Origin of the sequence: Pseudomonas sp. BF-R-26 (assembly GCF_019947395.1) — a bacterium.
Taxonomy (GTDB): Bacteria; Pseudomonadota; Gammaproteobacteria; order Pseudomonadales; family Pseudomonadaceae; genus Aquipseudomonas; species Aquipseudomonas farris.
The window spans coordinates 43,201-57,621 of record NZ_JAGYGK010000023.1 but is presented as its reverse complement, the minus strand read 5'-3'; the positions used below and the strand labels follow the sequence as shown (position 1 = coordinate 57,621).

The window sequence follows — 14,421 nt, the reverse complement described above, 5'->3', positions numbered from 1 at the left end:
AGGAACACAAAATTTGTGAACACCTCCGAACCTGTGGGAACGGGCTTGCCCGCGATGGCCGCGACTTGGTCGCACTGAACAGTTAGTTACTGATGCCTATAACAACAGATTCTCGTGGAGCCTCGCTGATGAAATCCTATGAAGTCAATTTTGACGGTCTAGTGGGGCCGACCCATAACTACGGCGGCCTGTCCTACGGCAACGTCGCGTCCCAGAGCAACAGTCAGCAGTCTTCGAACCCGAAGGAAGCCGCGCTGCAAGGCCTGGCGAAGATGAAAGCACTGATGGAGATGGGCTTTCAGCAAGGCGTTTTGGCGCCACAAGAACGTCCGGACGTAGCCGCACTGCGCCGCCTGGGTTTCAGCGGTACCGATGCTCAGGTGATCGAGAGCGCCGCCAAAGATGCCATGCCGCTGCTGGTTGCCAGTTGCTCGGCGTCGAGCATGTGGGTGGCCAACGCCGCCACGGTCAGCCCGAGCGCCGACACCGCGGATGGCCGCGTGCATTTCACCGCCGCCAACCTCAACTGCAAATACCACCGCAGCATCGAACACCCGACCACTAGCCGTGTACTGGGGGCGATGTTCGCCGATCAGAAGCACTTCGCTCACCACGCCGCTTTGCCGGCCGTGGCGCAGTTCGGTGACGAAGGCGCGGCCAACCACACCCGTTTCTGCCGTGACTACGGTGAGGCCGGCGTCGAGTTTTTCGTGTTCGGCCGCAGCGCGTTCGACACCCGTTACCCGTCGCCGCAGAAATATCCGGCGCGCCAGACCCTCGAAGCGTCCCAGGCGGTCGCGCGTCTGCACGGTCTGAGCGATGACGGCGTGGTCTATGCCCAGCAGAACCCTTCGGTGATCGATCAGGGTGTGTTCCACAACGACGTGATCGCGGTGGGTAACGGCGAGGTGCTGTTCTATCACGAGGATGCCTTCCTCGACACCGAGCAGATGCTCGCTGAACTGCACGGCAAACTCGCAAAAACCGGTGGGAAATTTCAGTCGATCTGCGTACCGCGTTCCGCGGTCACCGTAGAAGACGCCGTTCGTTCCTACCTGTTCAATAGCCAGCTGCTGTCGCGTCCTGACGGCTCCATGCTATTGATCGTGCCGGAAGAATGCCGTGGCAACGAGCGTGTCTGGCAGTACCTGCAAGGCCTGACGAGCTCTGGCGGCCTGATCCGCGAAGTGAAAGTTTTCGATCTCAAGCAGAGCATGCAGAACGGTGGTGGCCCGGCTTGCCTGCGGTTACGCGTCGCACTTAACGAAACCGAACTGGCGGCCGTCAACCAAGGGGTTATCATGACGGCACCGTTGTACGGCACGTTGACCGAATGGGTCGACAAGCACTACCGCGACCGCATGACCGAAAACGATCTCGCGGACCCGCAATTGCTGCTTGAGTGCCGGACGGCACTGGATGAACTGACGCAAATCCTTAAACTGGGCGCGGTTTATCCATTCCAGATCAATTGAACGTCGAGAGCGTAAAACACATGAGCGATACCCTGCAGCTGATCCTTGAAGACACCGACGGCACGCAACTGGAAACTTCCTGCACCCGCGTCGCGGTCATGTGGCAAGGCAAAGAGCTGTGGATCCAGCAGGACGGCCGCGGCCAGTTGCTGATCGGCGTAGACGTCGAAGAAGGTGACGCTGAATACGCAAACCTGCTGCTGCGCCCATTGGCGACTAATCTGGTAAGTCTGCAACTGGAAATGGAACCGGCTGAAGTCGGTGATGATGAGGACCACGTACACGGCCCGGATTGCAATCACGACCACTAAGGAAACCGCTCTATGCTCGCCCTCGGCAAACTGCTTGAACTGACCCTCGCCGGCCGCGAACCGGCGGAGAAGACTCAACTGACTGTCGAAGGCGTGCGGATGCGCTGGTTGAGCGAAGGTGCGCTGGAAGTCCGGCCACCTGAAGCTCGCGACAATGGCCTGGACCTGCTGCTCTCGGCTGGCATCCATGGCAACGAAACAGCGCCGATCGAGCTGCTCGATCGTCTGTTGCATGACATCGCCCGCGGTGACTTGAAGCCGCGCGCACGTATTCTGTTTCTGTTCGGCAACCCCGAGGCTATCCGCCGCGGCGAGCGTTTTATCGAGCAGGACGTCAATCGGCTGTTCAACGGCCGTCACGAACAAACCAGCGGTTCCGAGGCCTTGCGCGCTTGTGAACTGGAGCGGCTGGCGGCGACTTTCTTCAGCCTGCCGGACCGCAATCGCCTGCATTACGACCTGCACACGGCGATCCGTGGCTCGAAAATCGAGCAGTTCGCCCTGTATCCCTGGAAAGAAGGTCGTCAGCATTCACGCCAGGAACTGGCTCGCTTGCGCGCCGCCGGCATGGAAGCAGTGCTGCTGCAGAACAAACCCTCCATCGTCTTCAGCTCCTACACCTACGACAAGCTCGATGCCGAGTCCTTCACCCTGGAACTGGGCAAGGCCCGGCCGTTCGGGCAGAACGATGGGGTCAACGTCGACCTTCTTGAAACCCGCCTGAAGCAGATCATCTCAGGCACTGAGCCGCCAATGACCGACGAAGGGCTGGATGGCTTGCAGTTGTTCAGCGTTGCGCGGGAAGTCATCAAGCACAGCGATAGCTTCCGCCTGAACCTGCCGGCAGATATCGAAAACTTTTCGGAGTTGAAAGTGGGTTATGTGCTGGCCGAGGATATCGCCAATACCCGCTGGGTCATCGAAGAGAAGGGCGCCCGGATCATCTTCCCGAACCCCAGGGTCAAGAACGGCCTGCGCGCCGGCATCCTGATCGTGCCGACCACCGACGAAAACCTGGCCTGACTATGATCTTTGGCTCGACATAAATCCTTGTGGGAGCGGGCTTGCCCGCGATAACGGACTGTCTGTCGATAATAGGGTGACTGACACACTGCTATCGCGGGCAAGCCCGCTCCCACAGGTTTTGTGTTTAAACCGCTACCGCGCGTGGCTCACTGCGACGCAATGCGCGAGTCTTGTGCAGCGTATCCGCGCAAGTCTTCGCCGCTTCCTGACCTTTATGCACGAAATGCTCGAAGAAGAACTTCTGATGTTCTTCGCCGGCATGGAAGTGGTGCGGGGTCAAAACCACCGAGAACACTGGCACTTCAGTTTCCAGCTGAACCTGCATCAGGCCGCTGATTACCGACTGGGCGACGAATTCGTGGCGATAGATGCCGCCGTCGACCACCAGGCCCGCCGCGACGATGCCGGCATAGCGGCCTGACTTGGCCAGCAGTTTGGCGTGCAGCGGAATTTCAAAGGCGCCGCCGACTTCGAAGAAATCGATGTCTGACTCCTGATAACCCTGAGCAATCATTTCGGCGACGAAGCCTTTACGGCTCTGATCGACGATTTCCTTGTGCCAGCAGGCCTGGATGAACGCGACGCGCTCGCCCTGATGGTTTTTGCTTTTGCTATCGATTGCGGTGGGTTGCATGTTCTGACTCCTGTTTGTGTGAAAAACAGGGCGTTATGAATCGAATGGGATTTAAGGGTACGCAGGCACAAATGCCTGCGGACGGCGCTTTGGTATAGAGCCTAGGCGGCGCCAATCCCGTTCTCTCTTCATCCGGACTATGACCGTCGGCCCCGGGATCACACCGGGTCTGCTGACCTTACCGCCATCACAGCCATTGCCGTGCCTGTCGCCAAGCGCTCGCGGGCTATGCGCATTGCGCGCAATTACCGCCGGTGGGGAGTTGCACCCCGCCCTGAGAACGTTTTGCCGCCAGATTGTTTGGCGGCGAAGCGTTTTTAACACATATTTCTCACCTGTGCATTGCTGCCATCTGATGATTGTTATCGACTTTTTCGTTGGCATAACCAGCCTTTTCCTGGAACAAGGCTTGATTATTCGCCGACATGACCGCAGTAAATCCAATCCAAAAGGGATTTTCCCTGCTTACCGAGGCCAGATTCATGAGCGTTATCGATCTTCGCAGCGACACCGTCACCCAACCGACCGCAGGGATGCTCGACGCGATGGCCAATGCGGCCACCGGTGACGACGTTTATGGCGAAGATCCGACGGTCAACCGACTGGAAGCCGAGCTTGCAAATCAGTTGGGTTTTGCCGAGACGCTGTTTGTCCCGACGGGCACCATGAGCAACTTGCTGGGCCTGATGGCCCACTGCGATCGCGGTGACGAATACATTGTCGGACAACAGGCTCACACCTATAAGTACGAAGGTGGTGGCGCGGCAGTGCTCGGCTCGATCCAGCCGCAGCCGCTGGAAGTGCAGGCCGACGGTTCGCTGGACCTGGGGCAGGTCGCCGCCGCGATCAAGCCGGATGACTTCCACTTCGCCCGCACCCGTTTGCTGGCGCTGGAAAACACCATGCAGGGCAAGGTTCTGCCGCTGGAGTATCTGGCCCGGGCACGCCGTTTCACTCATGAAAACGGCCTGGCGCTGCATCTGGATGGCGCGCGGCTCTACAACGCGGCGGTCAAGTTGGGTGTCGACGCCCGGGAGATCACTCAGCATTTCGATTCGGTTTCGGTCTGCCTGTCCAAAGGCCTGGGCGCGCCGATTGGTTCGGTGCTATGCGGCTCGGTCGAGTTGATTGCCAAGGCGCGACGTCTGCGCAAGATGGTCGGCGGCGGCATGCGCCAGGCCGGGATTCTCGCCGCGGCAGGGCTTTATGCGCTGGATAACAATATTCAGCGCCTGGCAGATGATCATGCCAACGCACAAATGCTGGCCGAAGGCCTGCGTGCGGCGGGCTATCAGGTCGAGCCGGTGCAGACCAATATGGTTTACGTGCAGATGGGCGAAAAGGCCGAAGCGATCAAGGCCTTCGCGGCGACACGCGGGATCAAACTCAGCGCTGCCGGTCGTCTGCGAATGGTCACGCACATGGACGTCACTCGTGCGCAAATCGAGCAAGTCGTCGCCACATTTGCCGACTTTTCTCACAACTGAGCGTGTTAGCCGTCCAATTGACTGTTTGTATCGTACAAACACACTGTACCTAGTCACTAACGCCGATATAATGCGGCCCTTTGCCGTCGCTTCGTCTGTTGACGTTTCGCACAGGCCTTTGGCCGCAGCCTCCGTGGAAGAACCTAATGAAAAGCGCAGAAATCCGTGAAGCCTTCCTTCGCTTCTTCGAAGAGCAAGGCCACACCCGTGTAGCCTCCAGCTCTTTGATTCCGGGCAACGACCCAACCCTGCTGTTCACTAACGCGGGGATGAACCAGTTCAAGGACTGCTTTCTGGGCCAGGAAAAGCGCGCGTACACCCGCGCTGTAAGCAGCCAGAAATGCGTGCGCGCCGGCGGCAAGCACAACGACCTGGAAAACGTCGGTTATACCGCCCGCCACCACACCTTCTTCGAAATGCTGGGTAACTTCAGCTTCGGTGATTATTTCAAGCGTGACGCCATCACCTACGCCTGGAACTTCCTGACCTCCGAGAAGTGGCTGAACCTGCCGAAAGAAAAGCTCTGGGTCACCGTCTACGCCAGCGATGACGAGGCGTACGACATCTGGACCAAAGACATCGGCGTGCCAGCCGAGCGCATGGTTCGCATCGGCGACAACAAAGGCGCGCCGTACGCGTCCGATAACTTCTGGACCATGGGCGATACCGGCCCGTGCGGTCCTTGCACCGAGATTTTCTATGATCACGGCGCCGACATCTGGGGTGGCCCACCGGGCTCGCCGGAAGAAGACGGCGACCGTTACATCGAGATCTGGAACAACGTGTTCATGCAGTTCAACCGCACCGCCGATGGCGTGTTGCACCCGTTGCCAGCGCCGTCGGTGGACACCGGCATGGGCCTGGAGCGGATCAGTGCCGTGCTGCAGCACGTTCACTCGAACTATGAAATCGACCTGTTCCAGAGCCTGCTGACCGCATCGGCCAAAGCCATCGGTTGCACCAACGACGCTCAGGCTTCGCTGAAAGTCGTGGCTGACCACATTCGTTCGTGCGGCTTCCTGGTTGCCGATGGCGTGCTGCCGTCCAACGAAGGTCGCGGTTACGTGCTGCGCCGGATCATTCGTCGCGCTTGCCGTCACGGTAACAAGCTGGGCGCCAAGGGCAGCTTCTTCTACCAGATCGTTGCGGCCCTGGTCGCCGAGATGGGCGAAGCGTTCCCAGAGCTGAAATCCCAACAGGCGCACATCGAGCGCGTCCTGAAAGCTGAAGAAGAGCAGTTCGCCAAGACCCTGGAACAGGGCCTGAAGATCCTCGAGCAGGATCTGGCCGAACTCAAAGGCGACGTGGTGCCGGGCGATGTGGTGTTCAAGCTCTACGACACTTACGGCTTCCCGATGGACCTGACCGGCGACATCGCTCGCGAGCGCAGCCTGACCATCGACGAAGAAGGCTTCGAGCGCGAAATGGAAGCCCAGCGCGTCCGTGCTCGCTCCGCCAGCTCCTTCGGCATGGACTACAACAGTCTGGTCAAGGTTGATGTGGCCACTGAGTTCACCGGTTACACCGCTCATAGTGGTTCCGCCAAAATCGTTGCTCTCTATAAAGACGGGCAATCGGTTGACGTACTGAGCGAAGGCGAAGAGGGCGTGGTCGTTCTCAATCAGACCCCATTCTATGCTGAGTCGGGCGGTCAGATCGGTGACTGCGGCTTCCTGCAGGCTGGTGCTTCGCGTTTTGACGTGCGTGACACAACCAAGACCGGTGGTGCGTTCCTGCATCACGGTGTGTTGGCATCTGGCAGCCTGATCGTGGGTGCTCCGGTGGAGACTCATGTCGATGCCGAAGTGCGCCACGCGACTTCGCTGAACCACTCCGCCACTCACTTGCTGCACGCCGCATTGCGCCAGGTACTGGGCGAGCATGTTCAGCAGAAAGGCTCGTTGGTTGACAGTCAGCGTCTACGCTTTGACTTCAGCCACTTCGAAGCGATCAAGCCTGAACAGCTGAAAGCGCTGGAAGACATCGTCAACGCCGAGATTCGCAAGAACTCTGAAGTTGAAACCGAAGAAACCGACATCGAAACCGCCAAGCAGAAAGGCGCCATGGCGCTGTTCGGCGAGAAGTACGGCGACAGCGTCCGCGTGCTGAGCATGGGCGGCGATTTCTCCGTCGAGCTGTGCGGCGGTATTCACGCCAACCGTACCGGCGACATCGGCCTGCTGAAAATCATCAGCGAAGGCGGTGTGGCCTCCGGTGTGCGTCGTATCGAGGCAGTGACCGGCGCAGCAGCGCTGGCTTACTTGAACGCGGCTGAAGAACAACTCAAGGAAGCGGCCAACCTGGTCAAGGGCAGCCGCGATAACCTGATCGACAAGCTGTCGGCTGTGCTGGAGCGCAACCGTCTGCTGGAGAAGCAACTCGAGCAGTTGCAAGCCAAGGCGGCCAGTGCGGCGGGCGACGATCTGTCGGCTTCTGCCCTGGACGTCAAAGGCGTGAAAGTGCTGGCCGTGCGTCTGGACGGTCAGGATGGCAAGGCGCTGCTGGCGCTGGTCGATCAACTGAAAAACAAACTCGGCCGCGCAGTGATCCTGCTCGGCAGTGTCCATGAGGAAAAGGTCGTTCTGGTTGCAGGCGTGACCAAAGACCTGACTGGCCAACTCAAAGCCGGTGATTTAATGAAGCAGGCTGCTGCGGCAGTGGGCGGGAAGGGCGGTGGTCGTCCAGACATGGCGCAGGGCGGTGGTATTGACGCTGGCGCACTGGATGCCGCATTGGCCCTGACTGTTCCATTTGTAGAGCAGGGTTTATAAGGCAGTGTGCCTGGCCCGCGGTCTAGTGGCGGGCCAGAACGCTGTTTGAGTGATTATTGGGCGCCCTTCATGGGCAGAGGCGGCTTTGAAATGGCTTTGATCGTACAGAAATTTGGAGGCACCTCAGTCGGCACTGTCGAGAGAATCGAGCAGGTCGCCGACAAGGTTAAGAAATTCCGCGATGCGGGCGATGACCTGGTGGTTGTGCTGTCTGCAATGAGCGGCGAAACCAACCGTCTGATCGATCTGGCCAAGCAAATCAGTGGCGACAGTCAGCCGGTTCCTCGCGAACTGGATGTGATCGTTTCCACCGGTGAGCAGGTGACGATTGCACTGTTGGCCATGGCGCTCATCAAGCGTGGCGTGCCAGCGGTGTCGTACACCGGCAACCAGGTACGGATTCTGACGGATAGCGCGCACAATAAAGCGCGTATCTTGCAGATTGATGACCAGAAGATTCGCGGTGACCTGAAGGCCGGTCGTGTGGTGGTTGTCGCCGGTTTCCAGGGCGTCGACGAGCACGGCAATATCACCACCCTCGGTCGTGGCGGTTCCGACACCACCGGCGTGGCGCTGGCGGCAGCCCTGAAGGCTGACGAATGCCAGATCTACACCGACGTCGACGGCGTCTACACCACCGATCCGCGTGTAGTGTCCGTGGCTCAGCGTCTGGACAAGATCACCTTTGAAGAGATGCTGGAAATGGCCAGCCTCGGTTCCAAGGTGTTGCAGATCCGTGCGGTGGAATTCGCCGGCAAGTACAACGTTCCGCTGCGCGTACTGCACAGCTTCAAGGAGGGTCCGGGCACCCTCATTACTATTGATGAAGAGGAAACCATGGAACAGCCGATCATTTCCGGCATCGCTTTCAACCGCGATGAAGCCAAGCTGACCATCCGTGGCGTGCCAGACACCCCGGGCGTGGCGTTCAAGATTCTCGGCCCGATCAGTGCCGCGAACATCGAAGTCGACATGATCGTGCAAAACGTTGCGCACGATAACACCACCGACTTCACCTTCACCGTGCACCGCAATGACTTCCAGGCGGCGCAAACCGTGCTGGAAAACACTGCTCGCGAGATCGGTGCCCGTGAAGTCATTGGCGACACCAAGATTGCCAAGGTCTCGATCGTCGGCGTCGGCATGCGCTCCCATGCGGGCGTGGCCAGCCGTATGTTCGAATCGCTGGCGAAAGAGAGCATCAACATCCAGATGATCTCGACGTCGGAAATCAAAGTATCCGTGGTGATCGAAGAGAAGTACCTGGAGCTGGCTGTGCGCGCTCTGCACACGGCTTTCGAACTGGATGCGCCGGCCCGACAGGGCGAGTAATGCGTTTCCCGAAGGGCGCGGTCTGACCGCGCCCTTTGTTTTTTTGAATGGCGCGGCCCAAAGCTGTTCTTTTGCCCGCGCTAGTCAATACTCAGGCATGTAGGGCTGCGATCGTTCTGGTTGTAGGTCGAATGCCTTTTTTTTGCAGACTGTTGTCCCTGAAATGAAATGCGTGAGGAGAAAGGTATGCTGATTCTGACTCGTCGGTGCGCAGAAAGCCTGATTATTGGTGATGGCGAAATCACTGTGACCGTGCTCGGCGTTAAAGGAAATCAAGTGCGTATCGGTGTCAACGCCCCGAAAGAGGTTGCTGTGCACCGTGAAGAAATTTACCTGCGTATAAAGAAAGAGAAGGACGAAGAACCAAGCCATTAATTTTTATCGTTTTTTATGTTTGCAAACGGGGAAAAGGTTGGTTAAGATACGCCCCGTGTTGCGGAGAGCTGGCCGAGTGGCCGAAGGCGCTCCCCTGCTAAGGGAGTACACCTCAAAAGGGTGTCGGGGGTTCGAATCCCCCGTTCTCCGCCATTATTTGCGTAGTACGTTGTAATCTGGCTTCTTCGGTAAGTTGTTGAAATTACTAGAAAAAAGCGCTTTACAAAAAGATTCAACGGCCTATAATGCGCGGCAACAAATGCACTCGTAGCTCAGCTGGATAGAGTACTCGGCTACGAACCGAGCGGTCACAGGTTCGAATCCTGTCGAGTGCACCATTTAAGAGTTGTTTGCAGTAATGTGAATAACTTGGCTTCAACCAGTTGTGATCTGGTATAAAAACACAAATGCACTCGTAGCTCAGCTGGATAGAGTACTCGGCTACGAACCGAGCGGTCACAGGTTCGAATCCTGTCGAGTGCACCAAACACCAAAAAGCCCGCGTTTAACGCGGGCTTTTTGCCGTCTGCGATTTGGCTTTTCCTTTGGTACAGCCTTTCTCGTCGAACTCGATATGAGCACTGCGCCCTCGCTTGTTGTCATAGCGATAGGTTGTGGCTGAATTGCGGGTGTTGATCTTGTCTGGCTTGCCGAGAGCGCTTTCGACGTCCTGCTGACTCATGCCGGCCACGACCCGCTGATTGATGATCGCTATGCGGCGTTCTTTCGCGCTGAGCAGATCTCCACATTTACCCTCGGACTGACCAACGATCGTCGGCTCTCTCCTTTGGAGTTTCGTACCAGGTGTTTCGCGAAACTCTGCTTCTGGCATCAAGGGCGTCGCGCTGCCCGGCAAAAACGTGTGTACGTCCTGAAGTGAGAGGCTTTCTCCAGCCGTGCAACTCAAGGTCGTGAAGGTAATGTGCCCATTGGCGGCTTCGCACCGGTGAACGGTCGTGGCGAGCGCCTGGGGCGGCAGGCAGAGCAGGGCGGCAAGTAAATAACGAGCAATCGATGGCATTCGACGTCCTCCATGACGGTCTCCATCAAGGGTAGTCATTACATTTTCAGGCGGCAGTGTGTTTTCTTTTCAGGATAAGTCGTCGCAGTTTTATGGATCAGGATGGCGCTCAAGTTTGTCTCGCAAGCACTTGTTTCAGCCGCGATTTTTTAACGTTTAAAACCGTCAGGCGGTGTTATCATTGCGCCCGTCAGCCCCGCCGGGGCTTGTGGAATACCTCCATGGACTTACCCAGTAGTTACTCAGTACCCCGTTTCTACAATCATGAATTGACTGATTGATCCTTCCGGCGTGCCCCGCTGCTGGGAGTGGAGTTCGCCTATGTCTGAAGTTGAAGTAAAGAAAACGCAGGAAAGCTTGCAGGACCGCCTCGCTCAAGTCGTTGAGCTGCTGCAGCGCCAGCGGGTGGTCGAAGACCTGACTCATCGCCAGGAAGGTCCGCATCACGACCGGGTCGAGAACCTGGTTCACCGGCAAAACCTCGTCGAGTTGCAGCGCAAGCTCGATGATCTGCACTCCGCCGACGTTGCCTACATTCTTGAAGCCTTGCCACTGGACGATCGTCTGACCGTCTGGCAATTGGTCAAGGCCGATCGCGACGGCGACATTCTGCTCGAAGTATCCGATTCGGTTCGTGAAACCCTGATCGCCGACATGGACGATCACGAGCTCCTGGCAGCGGCCAAGGACATGGATGCCGACGAACTCGCTGACCTGGCCTCCGAGCTGCCGCGAGACGTCGTCCACGAGCTGATGGAAACCCTCGATGGTCAACAGCGTGAGCGCGTCCGCTCCGCGTTGTCCTATGACGAGGAGCAGGTCGGTGCGCTGATGGACTTCGAGATGGTGACCATCCGTGAGGATGTCAGTCTCGAAGTGGTTTTGCGCTACCTGCGCCGTCTCAAGGAGCTGCCGAGCCACACCGACAAACTGTTCGTGGTCGATTACGACGGCGTGCTCAAGGGCGTGTTGCCGATCAAGCGTCTGCTGGTCAACGACCCGGAAAAGCAAGTTTCGGAAGTCATGGCCAGCGACCCGGTGAGTTTTCATCCGGACGAAGACGCTTACGAGGCCGCTCAAGCATTCGAACGTTATGACTTGATCTCGGCCCCCGTGGTCGACAAGAACGGCAAGCTGATCGGTCGTCTGACCATCGATGAAATGGTCGACCTGATTCGTGAAGAGAGCGAAAACGAAGTTCTCAACATGGCGGGTCTGCGTGAAGAAGAAGATATTTTTGCGTCAGTCTGGAAATCCCTGCGTAACCGTTGGGCTTGGCTGGCGGTGAACCTGATTACCGCGTTCATTGCATCCCGGGTGATCGGCCTGTTCGAGGGCTCTATCGAGAAACTGGTAGCACTTGCGGCATTGATGCCGATCGTTGCCGGTATTGGTGGCAACTCGGGTAACCAGACGATCACCATGATCGTTCGGGCCATGGCGCTGGACCAGGTCAGTACCGGCAATACGTCGCGGCTGATGCGCAAGGAGTTGGCGGTTGGTTTGATCAATGGTTTGGTCTGGGGCGGCGTGATTGGTGTGGTGGCTTATCTGCTTTATGGCAGTTGGTCCCTGGGCGTGGTGATGACCGCCGCCATGACGCTTAACCTGTTGCTTGCGGCATTGATGGGGGTTTTGATTCCGATGACCCTGGCGAGGCTTGGGCGCGACCCGGCAATGGGCGCCAGTGTGATGATCACTGCCATGACTGACAGCGGTGGCTTTTTCATCTTCCTCGGGCTGGCAACGATTTTCCTGCTTTAACGTCCTGCTTCAAAAACAACCCGCCTGATCGGCGGGTTTTTTTTAGCCAGATTTCAGGCAAAAAAAAGCCAGCAATTACGCTGGCTTGAGCTTTCGGGATGAATCAGGAAGCGTCTGCGGCCATTTCGGCGTCATGGGCGATCAGCGAAACCAGAGCGTTTTGCTGACGGTGGGAGAGTTGGCGGAAGCGTTGCAGCAGTTCGCGTTCATGCAATGACAGCTCGGGGCTGTCCAGGCGCATGCTCAATTCTTCACCCAACGCGCCTTCCTGAATAAGACTCTGCTCAAGGCGCGCGATGATTTCGGAGTTCATGCTGCGATGATGATTGCGAGCCACCTCGGCAATGCGTTCACGCATTCCGTCTGGCAGACGTACGACGAACTTGTCAGCCGTACGGCTGGAATAAATTGCCTGTTTCAATGGGCGCATATATTTAACCGGTTAGTTCAGGGGAGCGGTTCTCGGGATAGGCCGCAGGATGTCAGATAGGACAAGCACTCCGGCCAAATGTTCAACCTGAATTGATAGAGGCGCGCATCATGCCTCAAATTAGCCAGATCATTGGCGTCAATTCTGTGACAAATATTGATCTGGGTAAAGGCTTAATGCCAGCACCTATTATCAGAAATGCGGACTGGTTTGAAAATAATCCATGAGTCCGTATCGCTGAACCGCGTCCTCTTGCCCGACAGGTGATGCCCGAAGACGCCTGAAGGTGCATGCTATGCGGATTCGATCCTTGTTCCTTACCTTATACAGGATAGTGGCAATTGGCCGATTTACTAGTGTGGGCACGTGGCGCGGGATGATTTAAGGATGGATGGCAGGCTGATTTATTTAATGGGGCCTTCGGGATCCGGCAAGGACAGCCTCATCGAAGCAGCTCGCGAGCCGTTGCGCGCAGGCAATTGTGAAGTCGTGCGCCGCGTTATCACGCGCTCGGCGGAGTCCGTGGGTGAAGACGCCATCGAGGTTTCCCGCGAAGAGTTCGAGCGACGCAGAGCCAAAGGGGATTTTGCATTGTCGTGGCAAGCCAATGGGCTGAGTTACGGTATTCCTGTGCGCATAGACCAATGGCTCGCGGACGGTCGCGATGTGTTGATCAACGGTTCTCGCGGGCACCTGGCAGAAGCGCAACAGCGCTATCCCACGCTATTGCCGGTGTTGTTGACGGTCAAGGATGAAGCCCTGCGCGAGCGTCTGCTGCGGCGGGGGCGTGAAAGCCCGGCAGAAATTGAAGCAAGACTGCGCCGTAATGGGCTGTTCACGGCTGACGATTCAATCGGTGATACGCAGATCCGCCGACTCGATAACTCCGGCGACCTTGCTGGCACTGTTGCCAATCTTCTGAAGCTGCTGAGCCTCAGCGCAACACCGGATCGAATTTGATTTTGCGCCCGGCGATCAGCGCCAGCACGAACAGGGCACCGAACACGCCGCAAGCAATCAGGGGCAGGGTGACGACCGTGTCCTCGACCAATGACAGATGAAGGATGCCACTCAGTAAAGCGAGGATGAAAAATCCTGCGGCTGATTTGGACATGCTGTGCTCCTGATGGGGTGATTCAAAATATCAAGCGTTCAAAAGACTGTGTGCGCAGCTGAATAGTCTCCTGGCTCACCTCTTGGCTGACAAAACCGCGTTGATCGCTCATGACTGCCAACTGCGGTGTTTTTTGCAGTTGCAGGTAATGGGGGATGCGTTGAGCAATCGTCGCAACATCGTTTTCGGGGAAGAAATGAAAACCCACCAGAACCGCCAAAGCGACCGCGTTTGCGACTAACAGAGCGCTGTTCATAGGGCTGACCTCCTGTGTTCTGTGAGAAACAGCCGAAGCAGCCTGCATGCCAAAAGTTTAACGGCTATTAAATCCTTTAAAAACAATGAATTAAGATATTTTTGCCAAATGGCTGCATTGCATTTTGCAATGATGGCATTTTGTGGTGATGCAATTTGCACGGTAAACAAAGCCACGCTACCGTGAGGCGTCTGCCTACACTTAAAAAGCCCTACGGACGACATGACAAAAGCGGGCCTGCCCGTTAACATGCACGCCGTCCATCGCTGCGCATTCCTTTGCGGGCGACTTGTGTCTCAGTAGCTCAATTGGATAGAGCATCCCCCTCCTAAGGGGAAGGTTGGCAGTTCGAACCTGCCCTGGGACACCATATATTTGAAAGCCCCGCGCAGAACGATCTGGTGGGGCTTTTTTGTGGCTGTCTG

The 14,421-nt window shown here is 57.2% G+C and carries 15 protein-coding genes, 4 tRNA genes and 1 riboswitch; of the genes, 13 read left to right on the top strand and 6 right to left on the bottom strand.

Annotation, left to right across the window (positions count from 1 at the left end):
- Window positions 1–128 precede the first annotated feature (128 nt).
- Genes astB through astE form a run of 3 tightly spaced genes read left to right on the top strand, consistent with a single transcriptional unit; the run spans window position 129 to window position 2,809 of the window.
- Window positions 129–1,475, top strand: coding sequence for an N-succinylarginine dihydrolase (gene astB, locus KGB18_RS27495; protein ID WP_223570812.1), 1,347 nt, complete (start codon window positions 129–131; stop codon window positions 1,473–1,475).
- A 20-nt stretch (window positions 1,476–1,495) separates the two neighbouring features.
- The gene (locus KGB18_RS27490; RefSeq protein WP_030131779.1) at window positions 1,496–1,786 is read left to right on the top strand and encodes a hypothetical protein; all 291 of its coding nucleotides are present in this window, start codon (window positions 1,496–1,498) and stop codon (window positions 1,784–1,786) included.
- A 12-nt stretch (window positions 1,787–1,798) separates the two neighbouring features.
- Window positions 1,799–2,809: a succinylglutamate desuccinylase gene (gene astE / locus KGB18_RS27485; RefSeq protein ID WP_223570811.1), complete on the top strand. Its 1,011-nt coding sequence runs from the start codon at window positions 1,799–1,801 to the stop codon at window positions 2,807–2,809.
- A 127-nt stretch (window positions 2,810–2,936) separates the two neighbouring features.
- On the opposite strand, the gene KGB18_RS27480 is transcribed toward astE, so the two are convergent.
- Together KGB18_RS27480 and KGB18_RS27475 are read right to left on the bottom strand one after the other, a co-directional pair.
- Window positions 2,937–3,446 carry a 6,7-dimethyl-8-ribityllumazine synthase gene (locus KGB18_RS27480; RefSeq protein WP_019582888.1) on the bottom strand — a complete coding sequence of 170 codons (510 nt, stop codon included), beginning with the start codon at window positions 3,444–3,446 and terminating at the stop codon, window positions 2,937–2,939.
- Between the two features lie 115 nt (window positions 3,447–3,561).
- Window positions 3,562–3,732: riboswitch (FMN riboswitch) on the bottom strand.
- 45 nt (window positions 3,733–3,777) lie between these two features.
- The gene (locus KGB18_RS27475; protein ID WP_223570810.1) at window positions 3,778–3,930 is read right to left on the bottom strand and encodes a hypothetical protein; all 153 of its coding nucleotides are present in this window, start codon (window positions 3,928–3,930) and stop codon (window positions 3,778–3,780) included.
- On the opposite strand from KGB18_RS27475, the gene ltaE reads away from it, so the two are divergent.
- The 7 genes from ltaE to KGB18_RS27440 all read left to right on the top strand — a co-directional run bounded on the left by ltaE (window position 3,929) and on the right by KGB18_RS27440 (window position 9,897).
- On the top strand, window positions 3,929–4,933 hold the full coding sequence (ltaE, locus tag KGB18_RS27470) for a low-specificity L-threonine aldolase (protein WP_223570809.1): 1,005 nt from the start codon (window positions 3,929–3,931) through the stop codon (window positions 4,931–4,933). The two genes, KGB18_RS27475 and ltaE, sit on opposite strands and share 2 nt — an antisense overlap.
- 146 nt (window positions 4,934–5,079) lie before the next feature.
- Window positions 5,080–7,704, top strand: coding sequence for an alanine--tRNA ligase (gene alaS, locus KGB18_RS27465; protein WP_223570808.1), 2,625 nt, complete (start codon window positions 5,080–5,082; stop codon window positions 7,702–7,704).
- 90 nt (window positions 7,705–7,794) lie between these two features.
- Entirely contained in the window at window positions 7,795–9,036 is a 1,242-nt protein-coding gene (locus KGB18_RS27460) for an aspartate kinase (protein ID WP_123721864.1), read from the top strand.
- Between the two features lie 186 nt (window positions 9,037–9,222).
- Window positions 9,223–9,411: a carbon storage regulator CsrA gene (gene csrA / locus KGB18_RS27455; RefSeq protein ID WP_002554426.1), complete on the top strand. Its 189-nt coding sequence runs from the start codon at window positions 9,223–9,225 to the stop codon at window positions 9,409–9,411.
- Between the two features lie 62 nt (window positions 9,412–9,473).
- A tRNA-Ser gene (locus KGB18_RS27450) sits at window positions 9,474–9,564 on the top strand.
- Between the two features lie 108 nt (window positions 9,565–9,672).
- Window positions 9,673–9,749: transfer RNA gene (locus KGB18_RS27445), tRNA-Arg, on the top strand.
- Between the two features lie 71 nt (window positions 9,750–9,820).
- Window positions 9,821–9,897: transfer RNA gene (locus KGB18_RS27440), tRNA-Arg, on the top strand.
- 19 nt (window positions 9,898–9,916) lie between these two features.
- On the opposite strand, the gene KGB18_RS27435 is transcribed toward KGB18_RS27440, so the two are convergent.
- The gene (locus KGB18_RS27435) at window positions 9,917–10,432 is read right to left on the bottom strand and encodes a cell envelope protein SmpA (protein WP_223570807.1); all 516 of its coding nucleotides are present in this window, start codon (window positions 10,430–10,432) and stop codon (window positions 9,917–9,919) included.
- 321 nt (window positions 10,433–10,753) lie between these two features.
- Between KGB18_RS27435 and mgtE the strand changes: the two genes are divergently transcribed.
- The gene (mgtE, locus tag KGB18_RS27430) at window positions 10,754–12,196 is read left to right on the top strand and encodes a magnesium transporter (protein ID WP_052966531.1); all 1,443 of its coding nucleotides are present in this window, start codon (window positions 10,754–10,756) and stop codon (window positions 12,194–12,196) included.
- 103 nt (window positions 12,197–12,299) lie between these two features.
- Here the strand turns inward: mgtE and KGB18_RS27425 are convergent, their stop codons facing one another.
- Window positions 12,300–12,626: an Arc family DNA-binding protein gene (locus KGB18_RS27425; protein WP_003178899.1), complete on the bottom strand. Its 327-nt coding sequence runs from the start codon at window positions 12,624–12,626 to the stop codon at window positions 12,300–12,302.
- Window positions 12,627–13,013: 387 nt separating this feature from the next.
- Here KGB18_RS27425 and phnN point away from each other — a divergent pair, with 387 nt between their 5' ends.
- Window positions 13,014–13,586 (top strand): phosphonate metabolism protein/1,5-bisphosphokinase (PRPP-forming) PhnN, encoded by a 573-nt coding sequence (gene phnN / locus KGB18_RS27420; protein WP_123721862.1) that lies wholly within the window; start codon window positions 13,014–13,016, stop codon window positions 13,584–13,586.
- Here the strand turns inward: phnN and KGB18_RS27415 are convergent.
- Together KGB18_RS27415 and KGB18_RS27410 are read right to left on the bottom strand one after the other, a co-directional pair.
- Window positions 13,561–13,740 carry a PA3371 family protein gene (locus KGB18_RS27415; protein WP_095630445.1) on the bottom strand — a complete coding sequence of 60 codons (180 nt, stop codon included), beginning with the start codon at window positions 13,738–13,740 and terminating at the stop codon, window positions 13,561–13,563. The genes phnN and KGB18_RS27415 overlap by 26 nt on opposite strands.
- A gap of 22 nt (window positions 13,741–13,762) precedes the next feature.
- Window positions 13,763–13,996 (bottom strand): hypothetical protein, encoded by a 234-nt coding sequence (locus tag KGB18_RS27410; protein ID WP_123721861.1) that lies wholly within the window; start codon window positions 13,994–13,996, stop codon window positions 13,763–13,765.
- Between the two features lie 293 nt (window positions 13,997–14,289).
- Here KGB18_RS27410 and KGB18_RS27405 point away from each other — a divergent pair.
- A tRNA-Arg gene (locus KGB18_RS27405) sits at window positions 14,290–14,366 on the top strand.
- Window positions 14,367–14,421: the final 55 nt, after the last annotated feature.

Excerpts from the sequence above, each read along its gene's own strand:
- astB (WP_223570812.1), top strand. The coding sequence starts at position 129 with ATGAAATCCTATGAAGTCAATTTTGACGGTCTAGTGGGGCCGACCCAT.
- KGB18_RS27490 (WP_030131779.1), top strand. The coding sequence starts at position 1,496 with ATGAGCGATACCCTGCAGCTGATCCTTGAAGACACCGACGGCACGCAA.
- astE (WP_223570811.1), top strand. The coding sequence starts at position 1,799 with ATGCTCGCCCTCGGCAAACTGCTTGAACTGACCCTCGCCGGCCGCGAA.
- KGB18_RS27480 (WP_019582888.1), bottom strand. The coding sequence starts at position 3,446 with ATGCAACCCACCGCAATCGATAGCAAAAGCAAAAACCATCAGGGCGAG.
- ltaE (WP_223570809.1), top strand. The coding sequence starts at position 3,929 with ATGAGCGTTATCGATCTTCGCAGCGACACCGTCACCCAACCGACCGCA.
- KGB18_RS27475 (WP_223570810.1), bottom strand. The coding sequence starts at position 3,930 with ATGAATCTGGCCTCGGTAAGCAGGGAAAATCCCTTTTGGATTGGATTT.
- alaS (WP_223570808.1), top strand. The coding sequence starts at position 5,080 with ATGAAAAGCGCAGAAATCCGTGAAGCCTTCCTTCGCTTCTTCGAAGAG.
- KGB18_RS27460 (WP_123721864.1), top strand. The coding sequence starts at position 7,795 with ATGGCTTTGATCGTACAGAAATTTGGAGGCACCTCAGTCGGCACTGTC.
- csrA (WP_002554426.1), top strand. The coding sequence starts at position 9,223 with ATGCTGATTCTGACTCGTCGGTGCGCAGAAAGCCTGATTATTGGTGAT.
- KGB18_RS27435 (WP_223570807.1), bottom strand. The coding sequence starts at position 10,432 with ATGCCATCGATTGCTCGTTATTTACTTGCCGCCCTGCTCTGCCTGCCG.
- mgtE (WP_052966531.1), top strand. The coding sequence starts at position 10,754 with ATGTCTGAAGTTGAAGTAAAGAAAACGCAGGAAAGCTTGCAGGACCGC.
- KGB18_RS27425 (WP_003178899.1), bottom strand. The coding sequence starts at position 12,626 with ATGCGCCCATTGAAACAGGCAATTTATTCCAGCCGTACGGCTGACAAG.
- phnN (WP_123721862.1), top strand. The coding sequence starts at position 13,014 with ATGGATGGCAGGCTGATTTATTTAATGGGGCCTTCGGGATCCGGCAAG.
- KGB18_RS27415 (WP_095630445.1), bottom strand. The coding sequence starts at position 13,740 with ATGTCCAAATCAGCCGCAGGATTTTTCATCCTCGCTTTACTGAGTGGC.
- KGB18_RS27410 (WP_123721861.1), bottom strand. The coding sequence starts at position 13,996 with ATGAACAGCGCTCTGTTAGTCGCAAACGCGGTCGCTTTGGCGGTTCTG.